Annotated in this window: 14 protein-coding genes; 12 read left to right on the top strand and 2 right to left on the bottom strand. The window is 70.3% G+C overall.

Going from position 1 to position 15051, the window contains the following annotated elements; genetic code table 11:
* The first annotated feature begins 208 nt into the window (after positions 1–208).
* The 4 genes from ACH4TV_RS41370 (at position 209) to ACH4TV_RS41355 (ending at position 3975) form a co-directional block, all read left to right on the top strand.
* Positions 209–1747 carry an ATP-dependent DNA ligase gene (locus ACH4TV_RS41370; protein WP_398406524.1) on the top strand — a complete coding sequence of 513 codons (1539 nt, stop codon included), beginning with the start codon at positions 209–211 and terminating at the stop codon, positions 1745–1747.
* Complete coding sequence (locus ACH4TV_RS41365) at positions 1744–2229, top strand: NUDIX domain-containing protein (RefSeq protein ID WP_398406522.1); 486 nt, start codon at positions 1744–1746, stop codon at positions 2227–2229. Before ACH4TV_RS41370 ends, ACH4TV_RS41365 begins: the two co-directional genes overlap by 4 nt.
* Before the next feature lie 86 nt (positions 2230–2315).
* On the top strand, positions 2316–3710 hold the full coding sequence (locus ACH4TV_RS41360; protein ID WP_398406521.1) for an NADP-dependent succinic semialdehyde dehydrogenase: 1395 nt from the start codon (positions 2316–2318) through the stop codon (positions 3708–3710).
* A gap of 25 nt (positions 3711–3735) precedes the next feature.
* Entirely contained in the window at positions 3736–3975 is a 240-nt protein-coding gene (locus ACH4TV_RS41355; protein WP_327693272.1) for a DUF6213 family protein, read from the top strand.
* Between the two features lie 213 nt (positions 3976–4188).
* Here the strand turns inward: ACH4TV_RS41355 and ACH4TV_RS41350 are convergent, their stop codons facing one another.
* Complete coding sequence (locus tag ACH4TV_RS41350) at positions 4189–5415, bottom strand: acyl-CoA dehydrogenase family protein (RefSeq protein WP_398406520.1); 1227 nt, start codon at positions 5413–5415, stop codon at positions 4189–4191.
* Positions 5416–5586: 171 nt separating this feature from the next.
* Between ACH4TV_RS41350 and ACH4TV_RS41345 the strand changes: the two genes are divergently transcribed.
* The gene (locus tag ACH4TV_RS41345; RefSeq protein ID WP_398406519.1) at positions 5587–6231 is read left to right on the top strand and encodes a TetR family transcriptional regulator; all 645 of its coding nucleotides are present in this window, start codon (positions 5587–5589) and stop codon (positions 6229–6231) included.
* 56 nt (positions 6232–6287) lie between these two features.
* Here the strand turns inward: ACH4TV_RS41345 and def are convergent, their stop codons facing one another.
* Positions 6288–6842, bottom strand: coding sequence for a peptide deformylase (def, locus tag ACH4TV_RS41340; RefSeq protein WP_398406518.1), 555 nt, complete (start codon positions 6840–6842; stop codon positions 6288–6290).
* A gap of 147 nt (positions 6843–6989) precedes the next feature.
* On the opposite strand from def, the gene ACH4TV_RS41335 reads away from it, so the two are divergent.
* The 7 genes from ACH4TV_RS41335 to ACH4TV_RS41305 all read left to right on the top strand — a co-directional run bounded on the left by ACH4TV_RS41335 (position 6990) and on the right by ACH4TV_RS41305 (position 15049).
* A complete protein-coding gene (locus ACH4TV_RS41335; protein WP_398406517.1) occupies positions 6990–8228 on the top strand; it encodes a MurT ligase domain-containing protein in 1239 nt (412 codons plus the stop codon).
* Positions 8229–8265: 37 nt separating this feature from the next.
* Positions 8266–8994 carry a type 1 glutamine amidotransferase gene (locus ACH4TV_RS41330; protein ID WP_398406516.1) on the top strand — a complete coding sequence of 243 codons (729 nt, stop codon included), beginning with the start codon at positions 8266–8268 and terminating at the stop codon, positions 8992–8994.
* A 198-nt stretch (positions 8995–9192) separates the two neighbouring features.
* Positions 9193–10218 (top strand): 6-phosphofructokinase, encoded by a 1026-nt coding sequence (locus ACH4TV_RS41325; protein WP_398406515.1) that lies wholly within the window; start codon positions 9193–9195, stop codon positions 10216–10218.
* Between the two features lie 153 nt (positions 10219–10371).
* Positions 10372–11322, top strand: coding sequence for a cytochrome c oxidase assembly protein (locus ACH4TV_RS41320; RefSeq protein WP_398406514.1), 951 nt, complete (start codon positions 10372–10374; stop codon positions 11320–11322).
* A gap of 78 nt (positions 11323–11400) precedes the next feature.
* A complete protein-coding gene (locus tag ACH4TV_RS41315) occupies positions 11401–12879 on the top strand; it encodes a DUF6777 domain-containing protein (RefSeq protein WP_398406513.1) in 1479 nt (492 codons plus the stop codon).
* 111 nt (positions 12880–12990) lie between these two features.
* A complete protein-coding gene (locus ACH4TV_RS41310) occupies positions 12991–14865 on the top strand; it encodes a protein kinase (RefSeq protein ID WP_398406512.1) in 1875 nt (624 codons plus the stop codon).
* A 13-nt stretch (positions 14866–14878) separates the two neighbouring features.
* Entirely contained in the window at positions 14879–15049 is a 171-nt protein-coding gene (locus tag ACH4TV_RS41305; RefSeq protein ID WP_398406511.1) for a hypothetical protein, read from the top strand.
* Positions 15050–15051: the final 2 nt, after the last annotated feature.

Here is a 15051-nt window from a genome sequence, read left to right as displayed (position 1 = left end):
CCACCCGCCCCCACCGCTTCTCCAGCCCAGGCGGTACCTCTCAGCGCGGGCCGGCATCTTCAGCCCGTCCGGCGTTTGAGGACAAGGCCCGTTCAGGGCCGTAGGGGGGTCTGGGGGCGCAGCCCCCAGGGATGGGACGGGTAGGGGCGGCGGGGGCGAGGAAACCCGTCCGGGTGTGAACCCGCCACCCCCGTTGCACCATGGCTGCATGTTGCTGACCCGGCTCGCCCATGTGTCCCAGGAGGTGGCCGCCACCTCCGCCCGGTCCCGGAAGATCGCGCTGCTCGCCGAGCTGTTCCGGGACGCCGACGCCGACGACGTACCCATCGTCATCCCCTACCTCGCGGGACGCCTGCCACAGGGACGGCTCGGCATCGGCTGGAAGGTGCTGGACCAGCAAATCCCCGGCGCCGCCGAACCGTCCCTGACAGTTCTCGACGTCGACGCCCGGCTGACCGCCATCGGCACGGTCACCGGAACCGGTTCACAGGCCGAACGCAGGCGCCTCGTGGGCGAGTTGCTGGCCGCGGCCACCGCCGACGAGCAGCGGTTCCTGTTCGGCCTGATCACGGGCGAGGTACGGCAGGGCGCCCTGGACGCGGTGGCCGTGGAAGGGCTGGCCGTGGCGACGGGTGCGCCGGCCGCGGACGTACGGCGCGCGGTGATGCTCGCGGGGGCGATCCGGCCCGTCGCGCAGGCCCTCCTCGCCGACGGCCCCGCCGCCCTCGCCCGCTTCCGCCTCACCGTCGGCCGACCCGTCCTGCCCATGCTCGCGCACAGCGCCTCCTCGGTGGCGGAGGCCGTCGAGAAGCTCGGGGCCTGCGCCGTCGAGGAGAAACTGGACGGCATCCGGGTCCAGGTCCACCGCGACGGCGACGACGTACGGCTCTACACCCGCACCCTCGACGACATCACCGGCCGTCTGCCCGAACTGACCACCGCCGCAAGGGAGTTGAGAGGCGACCGCTTCATCCTGGACGGCGAGGTGATCGCCCTCGACGAGGACGGACGGCCACGCTCCTTCCAGGAGACCGCCGGACGCGTCGGCTCGCGGGTGGACGTGCCGACGGCGGCCCGGGACGTCCCCGTCTCCCCCGTCTTCTTCGACGCCCTGTCGGTCGACGGCCACGACCTCCTCGACCTCCCGTTCGCCGAGCGGCACACGGAGCTGGCCCGCCTGGTCCCCGAGCCGATGCGCGTACGGCGCCTGCTGGCCGGGGGCCCCGCCGACCTTCCCGCCGCCGAGGGTTTCCTGGCCGACACCCTCGCGCGCGGCCACGAGGGCGTCGTACTCAAGGCCCTGGACGCCCCCTACAGCGCGGGCCGGCGCGGTGCGTCCTGGCTGAAGGTCAAGCCGGTGCACACGCTCGACCTGGTCGTCCTGGCTGCCGAGTGGGGCCATGGCCGCCGTACCGGAAAGCTCTCCAATCTCCATCTGGGCGCCCGCGACGCCGACGGCACCTTCGCCATGCTCGGCAAGACCTTCAAGGGCATGACCGACGCGATGCTGACCTGGCAGACCGAGCGGCTCCAGGAGCTGGCCGTGTCGGACGACGGCTGGGTGGTGACCGTACGGCCGGAGCTGGTCGTCGAGATCGCCTACGACGGTCTGCAACGGTCCACCCGATATCCGGCCGGCGTCACCCTCCGCTTCGCCCGCGTCGTGCGCTACCGCGAGGACAAGACCCCGGACGAGGCCGACACCGTACAGACGCTGCTGGCCGCGCACCCGGAGGCGACACGGTGACGGCGAAGGCCAAGGCGAACGGGAGACGCAGCGCGGGCCTGTTGCTGTTCCGGCGGACAGGGGCGGCGTACGAGGTGCTGCTCGGGCACATGGGCGGCCCCTTCTTCGCGCGGCGCGATGCCGGGGCGTGGACGATTCCCAAGGGTGAGTACGGGGACGGTGAGACCGCCTGGGACGCGGCCCGCCGCGAGTTCCGGGAGGAACTGGGGCTGGCGCCGCCGGACGGCGAGGCCGTGCCGCTCGGCGAGGTCCGGCAGACCGGCGGGAAGGTCGTCACGGCGTGGGCGATCGAGGCGGACCTCGACCCGGCGGCCGTGGTGCCGGGCACGTTCCGGATGGAGTGGCCCAGGGGGTCGGGGCGGATGCGGGAGTTTCCCGAACTGGACCGGGTGCGGTGGTTCGGGATCGACGAGGCGCGGACGGTCATCGTGTCGGCGCAGGCCGGGTTTCTGGACCGGCTCACGGAGCACTCGGACCGCTGACAGCACGCCGGCGAACGGCGTACGCGTTGCGGTGCCCATCGGCGCACGGGAAGGTCGGAGGACACCCTTGAACCAGGAGGCCGGCCATGCCCATCGCGACGGTGAACCCGGCGAACGGCGAGACGCTCAAGACGTACGAGGCCATGGGCGGCGAGGAGATCGAGCGCAGGCTCGCGACCGCCGAGGCCGCCTTCCGCACCTACCGCACGACCGCCTTCGCCGAGCGCGCCCGGCTGCTGCACCAGGCCGCCGACCTGCTCGACGCGGACCGGGACGACATCTCCCGCACCATGACGGTCGAGATGGGCAAGCCGGTCACGCAGGCCCGCGCCGAGGCCGCGAAGTGCGCGAAGGCGATGCGCTGGTACGCCGACCGAGCCGAGGGGCTCCTCGCCGACGAGGAGCCCGCCGAGGCCGACGTCAAGGAGTCCGGGGGCTCCCGCGCCGTGGTCCGTTACCGTCCGCTCGGCCCGGTGCTCGCGGTGATGCCGTGGAACTTCCCGCTCTGGCAGGTGATCCGCTTCGCGGCGCCGGCCCTCATGGCGGGCAACGTGGGCCTGCTCAAGCACGCCTCGAACGTGCCGCAGACCGCTCTCTACCTGGAGGACCTGTTCCGCCGGGCGGGCTTTGCGGAGGGCTGCTTCCAGACGCTGCTGATCGGGTCGGGCGCGGTCGAGGAGATCCTGCGCGATCCGAGGGTCAGGGCGGCCACGCTCACCGGCAGTGAACCCGCGGGGCGCGCGGTGGCGTCGGTCGCCGGGGACGAGGTCAAGAGGACGGTGCTGGAGCTGGGCGGCAGTGATCCGTACATCGTGCTGCCGTCCGCCGATCTCGACCGGGCCGCAGAGGTCGCGGTGACAGCGCGTGTGCAGAACAACGGGCAGTCCTGCATCGCCGCCAAGCGGTTCATCGTGCACACGGACGTCTTCGACGCGTTCGCGGAACGCTTCTCGACGGCCATGGCGGCGCTGAAGGTCGGCGATCCGCTGGCCGAGGACACGGAGGTCGGCCCGCTCGCGAGTGAGCAGGGCAGGAGCGACCTGGAGGAACTGGTCGACGAGGCCGTGGAGAGCGGGGCGACGGTTCTGTGCGGTGGCGAACGCCCCGAGGGCTTCACGGACCACGGCTGGTACTACGCGCCGACCGTCCTCGCCGACGTCACGCGCGAGATGCGCATTCACCACGAGGAGACGTTCGGCCCGGTGGCGACGCTCTACCGCGCGGCCGATCCGGAGGAGGCGTTGGCGATCGCCAACGACTCACCCTTCGGGCTCAGTTCGAACCTGTGGACCCGCGACGAGGCCGAGGTGGACCGTTTCGTACGGGATCTGGAGGCGGGCGGTGTGTTCGTCAACGGGATGACCGCGTCCCACCCCGCGTTCCCCTTCGGCGGGGTCAAGCGGTCCGGGTACGGGCGCGAACTGTCGGGGCACGGAATCCGCGAGTTCTGCAACATCACGACGGTATGGCACGGAGCGTGAGCGTTCCGCGGCTACGATCCCCTCTGTGAACCGCGAAGTGACTCTGCCTCTGATCGTCGACGACCGCGGCACGTTGCAGGTGGCCGCCTCCGACGTCAGCAAGCTGCTGCGCACGGTCGGAGGCCGCTGGCTCCATCTGGTCGAGGCCGGCCAGGACAACCTCGACGAGGACACCGTGGCCGCACTCACCATCGAGCTCGCCAAGCTCGCCGACCGCATCGACGTGGCCTGCATCGCCCACAGCAGCGGCAGCGCCTCCGGCTGAGGGATGCGTGGTGGGGGCGCGGGTTTCATTCCGTCCACCGGTCAGCTGTGGCTTGTCGCGCAGTTCCCCGCGCCCCTGGAATCGCCCCGCACCTGAAACGCCGACGAGCTACCCCACCTAGGGGCGCGGGGCTGTGACATCTGCGGCTCCGCCGCGGGGCGCGACAAGCCACGACGCACCCGCAGCCCGAAGCACACCGCACCCCCAATGGCCCTACCGGATCGGCATCCCCGACAGAGTCCGCGCAATCACCAACCGCTGGATCTCACTCGTACCCTCGAAGATCGTGTAGATCGCCGCGTCCCGGTGCATGCGCTCGACCGGATACTCCCGCGTGTACCCGTTCCCGCCGAGTATCTGAATCGCCTGCCCCGTAACCTTCTTCGCCGTCTCGCTCGCGAACAGCTTCGACATCGACCCCTCTGCCGCGGTGAACGGCTTCCCGTTGATCGCCATCCAGGACGCCCGCCACGTCAGCAGCCGCGCCGCGTCGATGGACGTACGCATGTCGGCGAGCTGGAAGGCAACGCCCTGGTTGTCGATGATCGGGCGGCCGAACTGCTCACGCGTCTTCGCGTAGTCCAGCGCCACCTCGTACGCGGCCCGGGCGGTGCCCACCGCCATCGCTGCGACGGCCGGACGGCTCGCCTCGAACGTGGCCATCGCGGCGTTCTTCACCCGCTCGCCGCCGGACTTCGCCCGCTCACGGGCCCGGGCGAGGCGCTCGTCGAGCTTCTGCTTGCCACCGAGGAGGCAGGAACCGGGGACGCGGACGTTCTCCAGGACGACCTCGGCGGTGTGCGAGGCGCGGATGCCGTGCTTCTTGAACTTCTGCCCCTGGGACAGGCCGGGCGTGTTCGGCGGAACGATGAAGGAGGCATGGCCCTTGGAGCCCAGCTCGGCGTCGATCACGGCCACGACGACATGGACGTTGGCTATGCCGCCGTTGGTCGCCCAGGTCTTCGTGCCGTTGAGGACCCACTCGTCCTTGGCCTCGTCGTACACGGCCCGGGTGCGCATGGAGGCGACGTCGGAGCCGGCGTCGGGCTCGGAGGAGCAGAAGGCGGCGACCTTGACATCATTGGCGTCGCCGTACATCTGGGGGATCCAGGTACCGATCTGCTCCTCGGTGCCGTTGGCGAGGACGCCCACGGCGGCGAGGCCGGTGCCGACGATGGAGAGCGCGATACCGGCGTCACCCCAGAAGAGTTCCTCCATGGCCATCGGGATGCCGAGGCCGGTGGGGTCGAAGTACTGCTGGGCGTAGAAGTCCAGGGAGTAGATGCCGACCTTCGCGGCCTCCTGGATGACCGGCCAGGGCGTCTCCTCGCGCTCGTCCCACTCGGCGGCGGCGGGCCGGATCACATCGGCGGCGAAACCGTGGAGCCAGTCGCGGACCTCTTTCTGTTCGTCATTGAGCTCCATGGTGAATTCGGCCATGACCCCTCCAGTGCTGCACTAGCATGTTACCTACGGTAACTAGGAGTCTGTTACCCGTCGGTAGGAAAAGTCAACTCCCGGACCACGGTCGGCAGCCCGTTCGATGGGCATGGGCCGATCAGTGTTAGTTTGCGCAGGCGTCACCGATATCAGCACGGGCGGGGAGAAAGCATGGACACCACGCAGCAATCCGATCAGCAGCGGTCCGCCGACCGTCGCCGGCGCGAGCTGCTGGAAGCCGCGGACCGGGTGGTGCTACGAGACGGCCCCGGCGCCTCGATGAACGCCATCGCCGCCGAAGCGGGCATCACCAAACCCATTCTCTACCGGCACTTCGGTGACAAGGGCGGACTCTACGCCGCCCTGGCCAAACGGCACACCGACGCCCTCCTCGATTCCCTGCGGGCCGCGCTGGACGCTCCGGCGGAGCGGCGCGAGCGGGTGGAGGCGACGCTCGACACCTACCTCGCGGCGATCGAGGCGCGGCCGCAGGTGTACCGGTTCCTGATGCACCCCGGGGACAGCGTGTCACCCGGCGATCCTGGGTTCGATGTGCGGAAGCACTCGTTGCCGTTGCTGCGGCTGATGGGCGAGGAGTTGGCCCAGGTGATCGAGGAGCGGCTGGATCTCGGGCCCGGCAGTCAGCAGTTGGCGCGGGTGTGGGGGCACGGGATAGTCGGGATGATGCATGCGGCCGGGGACTGGTGGCTGGGGGAACGGCCTTGCACCCGGGCGGAGTTGGTGCGGAGTTTGGCTGATTTGCTGTGGGGGCGGTTGGCTGCGGCCGGGGATCGTGTTGGTGGTCCGGGGTTCTGAGGGGTTGTGTTTTGTCTGCGGGTGCGTGGGGGCTTGTCGCGCAGTTCCCCGCGCCCCTAGGTGGGTTCAGTCACCCGGTACCAAGATGCGCGGGTTGCTTGCCTCATGACCCGCTTGTGGCGCCAGCCGGTTACGCGGTCCACGTACGTCCGGCCCTCCAAGTGGTCGCACTCGTGTTGGAGGCAGCGGGCGAAGAAGCCTGTGCCCTCGATCCGCACCGGGTCGCCCGTCATCGTGAAGCCCTCGACCACCGCTTCGTCGAAACGTTCCGTTCCTGCCTCCAGACCCGGCAGGGACAGGCAGCCCTCGGGGCCCCGGATCACCAGGTCGTCGGTCTCCACCAGGCGGGGGTTGACCACGTGGCCCACGTGGCGGATGTCCTCGTCGTCGGGGCAGTCGTAGACGAAGACCCGCAGGGGCCTGCCGATCTGGTTCGCGGCGAGGCCCACGCCCTGGGCGGCGTACATCGTCGCGAACATGTCCTCGACGAGTCCGGAGAGTTCGGCGTCGAAGTGTGTGACTTCCGCGCAGGGGGTGTGCAGAACGGGGTCGCCGAGCAGTGTCAGGGGGCGGACGCGCCCTCGGGTGCCCGGGATGGAGCCTGGTCGCATGGCCGCAAGGGTACGGTCACCCATGTCGCGCGGGCGCCGTGGTGGTGCCGCGATGCGGGTCCGGTGAACGGATCTCGATAGGCTGAGGTCCACACCACGTGGCCGGAGGCACAGGCGCGGCGCGTACGCAAGGAGGATCGAGATCTGATGGCAGGCAACTCGGACCCGCTCACTCCGCGGGCCAAGCTGGCCGTGACGGCCGGCAAGGCCGTAGCGGCGGCATCGCGTGCGGCAGGGCGCGGCAGCGGATCGGTGATCGGCGGCAAGGTCGCCCTCAAACTCGACCCCGACCTCCTCGCCAGGCTCGCCCAGCACCTGGACGTCATCCTGGTCTCGGCCACCAACGGCAAGACCACGACCACCCGGCTCATCGCGGAGGCGCTGCGCGCCGCCGGACCGGTCGTGTCCAACGCGCTCGGCGCCAACATGCCCGCCGGCATCACCTCGGCGCTCGCGGGCGGCTCGGACGCCAAGTTCGGGGTCATCGAGGTCGACGAGAAGTATCTCGCCGGTGTCGCCCGGGACACGGACCCCAAGTGCATCGCGCTCCTCAACCTCTCCCGCGACCAGCTCGACCGCGCCGCCGAGACCCGCATGCTCGCCGAGAACTGGCGTGAGGGGCTCGCCGGTTCGAAGGCCGTGATCGTCGCCAACGCCGACGACCCGCTGATCGTGTGGGCCGCCTCCTCCTCCCCCAACGTGATCTGGGTCGCCGCCGGGCAGATGTGGAAGGACGACGCCTGGTCCTGCCCGTCCTGCGGTGGCGTCATGCAGCGCCCCGGCGACGACTGGTTCTGCGGTCAGTGCGGTTTCCGCCGTCCGACGCCGAGTTGGGCGCTGTCCGGCGACCACGTCCTCGACCCGCACGGGTCGGCCTGGCCGATCCACCTCCAGCTGCCGGGACGCGCCAACAAGTCCAACGCAGCCGCCTCCGCGGCTGTCGCCGCCGTGTTCGGCGTACCGCCGCAGGTCGGTCTGGAGCGCATGTACCAGGTGCAGGCCGTGGCCGGACGGTACGACGTGGTGCAGTTCATGCAGCGCGATCTGCGGCTGCTGCTCGCCAAGAACCCGGCCGGCTGGCTGGAGACGTTCTCGCTGATCGACCCGCCGCCGACCCCGGTCATCCTCTCCGTGAACGCGCGGGGTGCCGACGGCACCGACACCTCCTGGCTGTGGGACGTCGACTACACGCAGCTCACCGGTCACCCGATCTTCGTCATCGGCGACCGCAAGCTCGACCTCGCGGTGCGCCTCGAAGTGGCCAACCAGCACTTCCAGGTCTGCGAGAGCCCCGACCAGGCCGTGCAGATGGCACCGCCCGGCCGGATCGAGGTCATCGCGAACTACACCGCCTTCCAGGACCTGCGCCGCCGCGTCGGCAACTGACCACTGCCGCCAACCGACCACTGAGGACGATCACTTCATGAGCGACAACCAGCTGCGTCTGGTGTGGATCTACCCGGACCTGCTCAGCACGTACGGCGACCAGGGCAACGCCCTCGTCCTGGAGCGTCGGGCCCGGCAGCGCGGTCTCGACGTGGCGCGGCTCGACGTGCGCAGCGACCAGCCGATCCCCACCTCCGGCGACATCTATCTGATCGGCGGCGGCGAGGACCGTCCGCAGCGGCTCGCGGCGGAACGTTTGCGCCGCGACGGGGGTCTGCACCGGGCCGTCGGCAACGGCGCGATCGTGTTCTCGGTGTGCGCCGGGTACCAGATCCTGGGCCACGAGTTCATCAACGACCTCGGTCAGCGCGAGCCCGGCCTCGGGCTCCTCGACGTGGTCTCGGTGCGCGGCGAGGGCGAGCGGTGCGTGGGCGACGTACTCGGAGACATAGACGCTCGCCTGGGCCTGCCCCCGCTGACCGGCTTCGAGAACCACCAGGGCGTCACCCACCTCGGCCCCACCGCCCGCCCGTTCGCGAAGGTGCGGCTCGGCAAGGGCAACGGCACGGGAGACGGAACAGAGGGCGCGTACAACGACACGGTCTTCGGTACGTACATGCACGGACCCGTGCTCGCCCGTAACCCGCTGATCGCGGACCTGCTGCTGAAGCTGGCCCTCGACGTCAACGCGCTGCCGCCGACCGACGACCGCTGGTACGAGGCGCTGCGCAGCGAGCGGATCGCGGCGGCGCAGCAGCCCGCGTGATCCTTCGGCGGCCGGTTGTACATCTGGCGTCCGCGTGTACGTCATCAGCCCGTCTGACGGGACATCCGCACAGGTGAGCGCGGCTGTCCAGCACCCGGACGGGCTCTACGGCCCAGGGCCCCGCCGCCGGTAGGGTGGCGGGGTTCGAGCCGGACAGCGTGGTCCGGTCCCGGCCCACGTGGAGAAGGTTTTCGGGCGATGCGCATTGGTGTCCTGACGTCCGGCGGCGACTGCCCCGGCCTGAACGCCGTCATCCGGTCCGTCGTGCACCGCGCCGTCGTGGACCACGGTGACGAGGTCATCGGCTTCCGGGACGGCTGGAAGGGCCTCCTGGAGTGCGACTACCTCAAGCTCGACCTCGACGCGGTGAGCGGCATCCTCGCTCGCGGCGGCACCATCCTCGGCTCCTCCCGGGTCCGCCCCGAGCATCTGCGGGACGGCGTGGAGATGGCCAAGGGGCATGTCGCGGAGCTGGGGCTCGACGCGATCATCCCGATCGGCGGCGAGGGCACCCTCAAGGCGGCCCGGCTGCTGTCCGACAACGGCCTGCCGATAGTCGGTGTCCCCAAGACCATCGACAACGACATCGCGGTCACTGACGTCACCTTCGGCTTCGACACGGCCGTCGGGGTCGCCACGGAGGCCCTGGACCGGCTGAAGACGACCGCCGAGTCCCACCAGCGCGTCCTGATCGTCGAGGTCATGGGCCGCCACACCGGCTGGATCGCCCTGCACTCCGGCATGGCCGCCGGCGCCCACGCCATCGTCGTACCGGAACGGCCCTTCGACATCGAGGAGTTGGCGGCGCGCGTCGGCGCGCGCTTCGAGGCGGGCAAGCGGTTCGCGATCGTCGTCGCCGCGGAGGGCGCGAAGCCTCGCGAGGGCTCCATGGAGTTCGACGAGGGCGGCAAGGACGTGTACGGCCACGAGCGCTTCGCCGGGATCGCCCGGCAGCTCTCCCTGGAGCTGGAGGAGCGGCTCGGGAAGGAAGCGCGGCCGGTGATTCTCGGGCATGTGCAGCGGGGTGGGACGCCTACGGCTTACGACCGGGTGCTGGCCACCCGGTTCGGGTGGCATGCGGTGGAGGCGGTGCATCGGGGGGAGTTCGGGCGGATGACGGCGCTTCGGGGGACGGACATCGTGATGGTGTCGCTGGCTGAGGCGGTGGAGACGTTGAAGACGGTTCCTGAGTCTCGGTATGCCGAGGCGGAGTGCGTGCTTTAGCCGTTGACGGTTGTTCGTCAGGTGCGGGTGCGTCGTGGCTTGTCGCGCCCGCGCGGCGGAGCCGCAAATGTCACAGCCCCGCGCCCCTGAAAGCCAAAGCCCTGCGCCGCCCCCGGTTCAAGTCGTGACCGGGGGCGGTTCTACTCTTGGGGGATGGAGCACAGCGGGCACGGTACGACCATGGATCTTCTGCCCTTCACCTTGGGGCGGGGGCTCGGGTGGTCCGCCGACCCGTTCTTTCTGGTCGCCTGTCTGACGGGGCTCGCCCTCTACGGGTGGGGGGTCGTGCGGCTGACCCGGCGGGGGGACAAGTGGTCCGTCGGGCGGACCGTGTCCTTTGTGCTCGGGGTGCTGACCGTCATGCTCGTCATGTGCACCAGGCTCAACGACTACGGCATGGTCATGTTCAGCGTGCACATGGTGCAGCACATGATCATCAGCATGGTCTCGCCGATCCTCATTCTGCTCGGCGCGCCGATCACGCTCGCGCTGCGGGCCCTGCCGGTCGCGGGCCGGGGGCGGAAGGGACCGCGTGAGCTGCTGCTCGCGTTCCTGCACAGCCGGTTCATGCGGATCGTCACGCACGCCGCCTTCACCATTCCGCTGTTCATCGCCAGCCTCTACGTCCTGTACTTCACGCCGATCTTCGACTTCCTGATGGAGTCCAAGGTCGGGCACATCACGATGATGTGTCACTTCCTCGCCGTCGGACTGATCTTCTTCTGGCCGATCATGGGCGTCGACCCCGGTCCGAACCGGCCCGGCTACCTGATGCGGATGCTGGAGCTGTTCGCGGGCATGCCGTTCCACGCGTTCTTCGGGATCGCGCTGATGATGGCGTCGGAGCCGATGGTCGAGTCGTACAAGAACCCGCCCGCCTCGCTCGGCATCGACGCGCTCACCGACCAGAACGCGGCCGGCGGTATCGCCTGGGCGTTCAGCGAGATCCCGACCGTGCTCGTGCTGCTGGCGCTGCTCTTCCAGTGGTACGGCTCCGAGCAGCGGCAGGCCAAGCGCCAGGACCGGGCGGCCGATCGCGACGGCGACAAGGAACTCGAGGCGTACAACGCCTATTTGGCCTCACTGAACGCACGCGGGCGCTGAATCAACTTTAATTCTCGCTGCCTGAAACACTTTCGCATTCAGTAGCATGGACGTGACGTAACCGCCGGGGGGAGCGGTATGACACTTCATGCGTTCGCAAATTCAAGGAAATCCACGTTTCAGCGGCTGGCCGTCGCGCTGCTCTGCGTGCTCTGTCTCAGCAGTTGCGACAGAGAGGCACCGCTGGCGGTGGTGAAGGCGGTGGCCTCGGGGGTGCCCTCCCTCGCGCCGTTCTTCGACGAGAGCAGCGGCCTGGGCCAGGATGCCCAGGTCCGTTCGCAGCCCGCACATGGGAGCAGTCTCCAGCGGGGCAGCACGCCCGGGCTGTACGGGGGCACGAGGAAGCCGACGATCTGTGACGTCGACCAGCTGAAGGAGTTCCTCGCCGATCCCAGGAACAACAAAAAATCTCAGGAATGGGCACGTGTGGTCGATATTCCGCAGAGTGGGATTCCCGCCTATCTCGACCGGCTCACGCCCGTTCTCCTGCGTCACGACACCCTCGTGAAGAACCACGACTACAAGAAGGAAAAAGCGGTCCCCTTCGACGCACTGCTCCAGGCCGGAATCGCGGTTCTCGTCGACGAAGCGGGAGTTCCCGCTGTGAAGTGTTCATGCGGAAATCCACTGAAGCCGTTCAAGGGCGACACGGACCGTATTTCCGTCGAGTTCGAGGCCGGAAACAAGAAGTGGAACGACTACGACGCCGACGAGGTCGTGCTCGTTCGTCCCGCACCCAGCAAACTCGACCGGTTCGCACTCGTCGACGTGGAGGAACCGGAGCGGGGCGTCTACCGGCAGACCGGCACCGAGGGCGAGGCCGACAAGACCTTCGACACGCGTGAGCGGCACCAGGTACCGAGCCTCGCCGGAACGACCTTCGGCGACGCGAGCAGCCGGCTCACGAACCTGGGCCTGGCGACGGCGTACGACACCGATGGGCTGCCGCCGGCCGACGCCACCGTCACCGGGTCGGACCCGGGAGCGGGGACGTCGCTCCCGTTTGGCTCGTACGTCACGCTGACCGTGCACATCGAGTCCGGGTCGGTCGACGACGGCAGCGGCGGAAGCGACGGGAGCACCGCACCGGGGCCGGACACGGGTTCGGAGCCCGGGCCCGGGTCGGGGACGGGTTCGGAGCCCGGGCCGGGTTCGGGGTCGAGTTCGGGGCCCGGCACGTCGGCGCCCGGCGGGACCGATCCGTCGCCTCCCACATCGGGGCCTTCGACCTCTCCGCCGCCGTCCTCGTCCTCGTCCAGCGGCGAGCCCGAGCCCTCGGCATCCGAGCCGTCCGCGTCGGATCCCTCGCCGTCCGGGGCCACCAGCAGCAGTCCCAACACCGGGCCCACGAGCGAGGCGCCCTCCTCGGAGCCACCTCCCCCTCCCCCGCCACCGCCTCCACCGCCCCCTTCATCACCGCCACCGCCACCGCCTCCCCCGCCTCCACCGGCGAGCGACACGCCCAGCTCCGACCCGCCGACCAGCGCGCCTTCCCCTCCCCCCGAAGTGACCACCAGCGCACCTGCCGAGGTGAGCACCCCGCCTCCGGGTGCGTAACCGCGCCCCGAAGGGGCGCGGGGCTGTATCGATCTACGGCTCCGCCACGGGGCGCGACCAGCCCCCACCGGCCCGCAGCAAACCGACCGCACATCCAGCGGGAGTCACCGGATGCCATCAGGATCACCGACATCGGGAGTGGGCCGGGTAATCGCCGGCCGTTACCTGCTGCTGAACCAGTTGGGCAGCGGCGGTATGGGCCATGTCTGGCTCGCCCACGACCAGAGACTCGCCTGCGAGGTCGCCCTCAAGGAGATCGTGTTCCGCGATCCGGCCGAGGCCTCCGACGAGCGCACCGCCCGGGTCGCGCGCGCCCGCGCCGAGGCCCGGCACGCGGCCGTGCTGCGCGCCAATCCGAACGTGGTGACCGTGCACGACGTCCTGGAGCACGAGGGCCTCCCGTGGATCGTCATGGAGTACGTGGCGGGCGCCCTGGACCTGCGTGACCTGGTCGGTATGCGCGGCCCGCTGGCGCCCGCCGAGTGCGCCCGCATCGGTCTCGCCGTCCTGGACGCGCTGACCGCGGGACACGAGCAGGGCATCATGCACCGGGACGTGAAGCCCGCGAACATCCTGCTGGCGCCGGACCGCACCGGGACGCCGTACGCCCGGGTCCTGCTCACCGACTACGGCATCTCGGTACAGCCGGACGGGGGCGAGGCGCGGTACACGCTGGCGTCCGCCCTCGTCGGCACGGCGGGTTATCTGGCCCCCGAGCGGGCCACCGGCGGGCCGCCGACCGCCGCCGCCGACCTGTTCTCGCTGGGCTGCACGCTCTACTACGCCGTCGAGGGCGTCGGGCCCTTCGAGCGCGACACGCATCTCGCAGAGATCACCGCGGTGGTCATGGAGGAGCAGCGGAGGCCGGAGCGGGCGGGCGCGCTGGGGCCGGTGCTGGAGGCGATGCTCACCAAGGACCCGGCGCAGCGGATCACGGCGGCCCGTGCGGAGGCGGCGCTGGACCGCATCGTCACGCCCCAGGTCGACCCGTACGAGCGGACCAGGACGGACCCGGGGTCGATGCCGCCTTGGGGCGGGCCGGAGCAGCTGTACGGGCCCCGGCAGGCGCCCTCAGGACCCGCCGGCCCTCCCCCGGCGCCGCCCGGTCGCGTGGCCCCGCCCGGCTTCGGCCCGCCCCTCCCCGTCCCGCCTCCTCGTCGGCGTACCCGCGCTCTCCCGGCCGCCCTCGGCGCGCTCCTCGGGGTCGCCCTGGCCGGTGCCGGGGTCTGGTTCACCCTGGGCGACCCGCCGGGCGGCGGCGACGAGGAGACCGTGCAGAAGCCGTACGGCGACCCCGTCGGACTCGCCGTGCCGCTGAAGGAGGGCGACTGTGTGATCGCCGACTGGCCCGGCGGTACGCGTTTCCAGGGGACGCCACGGCTGACGGTGGACCCGACCTGCCGGGACGCCCGGCCGGACGGGCAGGTGCTGGCGGTCGTGGATGCCGCGTCCGCCGCCGAGGCCCGGACGCAGGGGCCCGCCCAGTGTGAGGAACGGACTCAGGATCTGAGGGCGAAACTGGCCGACGTACGCGGGTATGCCGTCCTTCCGGCCGAGGGCGGGTTCAAGGCCGCCGCAGGGCGTACGGCCTGTCTGGTGCTGGGTGCGCACGGGCCGGTGTACGGGCCGCTCGGGCCCTTCCGCAAGGTGGGGGACAAGTTCGGCGACACCGCCACCATGCAGAAGCGGGACTGTCTGCTGTCGCCGTCCGGGCGGGAGGCGCGGCTGGTCGCCTGTACCGAGCCGCACGACGAGCAGGTCCTCGGATTCACCCGGTTGGCCGCCGGTGTCCCCTTCGAGAAGGCACGGGACGAATCGGACGCGGCCTGCCGGCGGGACGTGTCGCCGGGCGACTACGGCTTCGATCCCTCGGTCTACGAGGCAGGGTCCTGGACGAGCCGCGGAGCCTGGGACTCCGATACGCATTTCGTCGTGTGCACCGTTCGGAAGCAGAACGGGGGCACCATGGAGGGAGAAGAACCATGAGGAGGGTGTTGCGATGCCCGGTTCCACGAACGGTTCCACGAAGACCATGGGGGTGCTCACCGTAGGCGGACTCGTCACGGTGACTGCCTACACGGTGGCGCTCGGAAGCAACGGCTGGCTGTGGTTCGGCTGGGTGGTGCTGGGTCTGATCACCCTCGGGATGGTGGTGACCCGGCCCACCTGAGA

The sequence above is a fragment of the Streptomyces sp. NPDC020898 genome (assembly GCF_044333925.1).
GTDB lineage: Bacteria > Actinomycetota > Actinomycetes > Streptomycetales > Streptomycetaceae > Streptomyces.
The sequence above is the reverse complement of the archived record's forward strand: the minus strand, read 5'-3'. Positions and strand labels throughout refer to the sequence as shown.

Excerpts from the sequence above, each read along its gene's own strand:
- ACH4TV_RS41370 (WP_398406524.1), top strand. The coding sequence starts at position 209 with ATGTTGCTGACCCGGCTCGCCCATGTGTCCCAGGAGGTGGCCGCCACC.
- ACH4TV_RS41335 (WP_398406517.1), top strand. The coding sequence starts at position 6,990 with ATGGCAGGCAACTCGGACCCGCTCACTCCGCGGGCCAAGCTGGCCGTG.
- ACH4TV_RS41330 (WP_398406516.1), top strand. The coding sequence starts at position 8,266 with ATGAGCGACAACCAGCTGCGTCTGGTGTGGATCTACCCGGACCTGCTC.
- ACH4TV_RS41310 (WP_398406512.1), top strand. The coding sequence starts at position 12,991 with ATGCCATCAGGATCACCGACATCGGGAGTGGGCCGGGTAATCGCCGGC.
- ACH4TV_RS41350 (WP_398406520.1), bottom strand. The coding sequence starts at position 5,415 with ATGGCCGAATTCACCATGGAGCTCAATGACGAACAGAAAGAGGTCCGC.
- ACH4TV_RS41320 (WP_398406514.1), top strand. The coding sequence starts at position 10,372 with ATGGAGCACAGCGGGCACGGTACGACCATGGATCTTCTGCCCTTCACC.
- ACH4TV_RS41325 (WP_398406515.1), top strand. The coding sequence starts at position 9,193 with ATGCGCATTGGTGTCCTGACGTCCGGCGGCGACTGCCCCGGCCTGAAC.
- ACH4TV_RS41345 (WP_398406519.1), top strand. The coding sequence starts at position 5,587 with ATGGACACCACGCAGCAATCCGATCAGCAGCGGTCCGCCGACCGTCGC.
- ACH4TV_RS41360 (WP_398406521.1), top strand. The coding sequence starts at position 2,316 with ATGCCCATCGCGACGGTGAACCCGGCGAACGGCGAGACGCTCAAGACG.
- ACH4TV_RS41305 (WP_398406511.1), top strand. The coding sequence starts at position 14,879 with ATGCCCGGTTCCACGAACGGTTCCACGAAGACCATGGGGGTGCTCACC.
- ACH4TV_RS41315 (WP_398406513.1), top strand. The coding sequence starts at position 11,401 with ATGACACTTCATGCGTTCGCAAATTCAAGGAAATCCACGTTTCAGCGG.
- def (WP_398406518.1), bottom strand. The coding sequence starts at position 6,842 with ATGCGACCAGGCTCCATCCCGGGCACCCGAGGGCGCGTCCGCCCCCTG.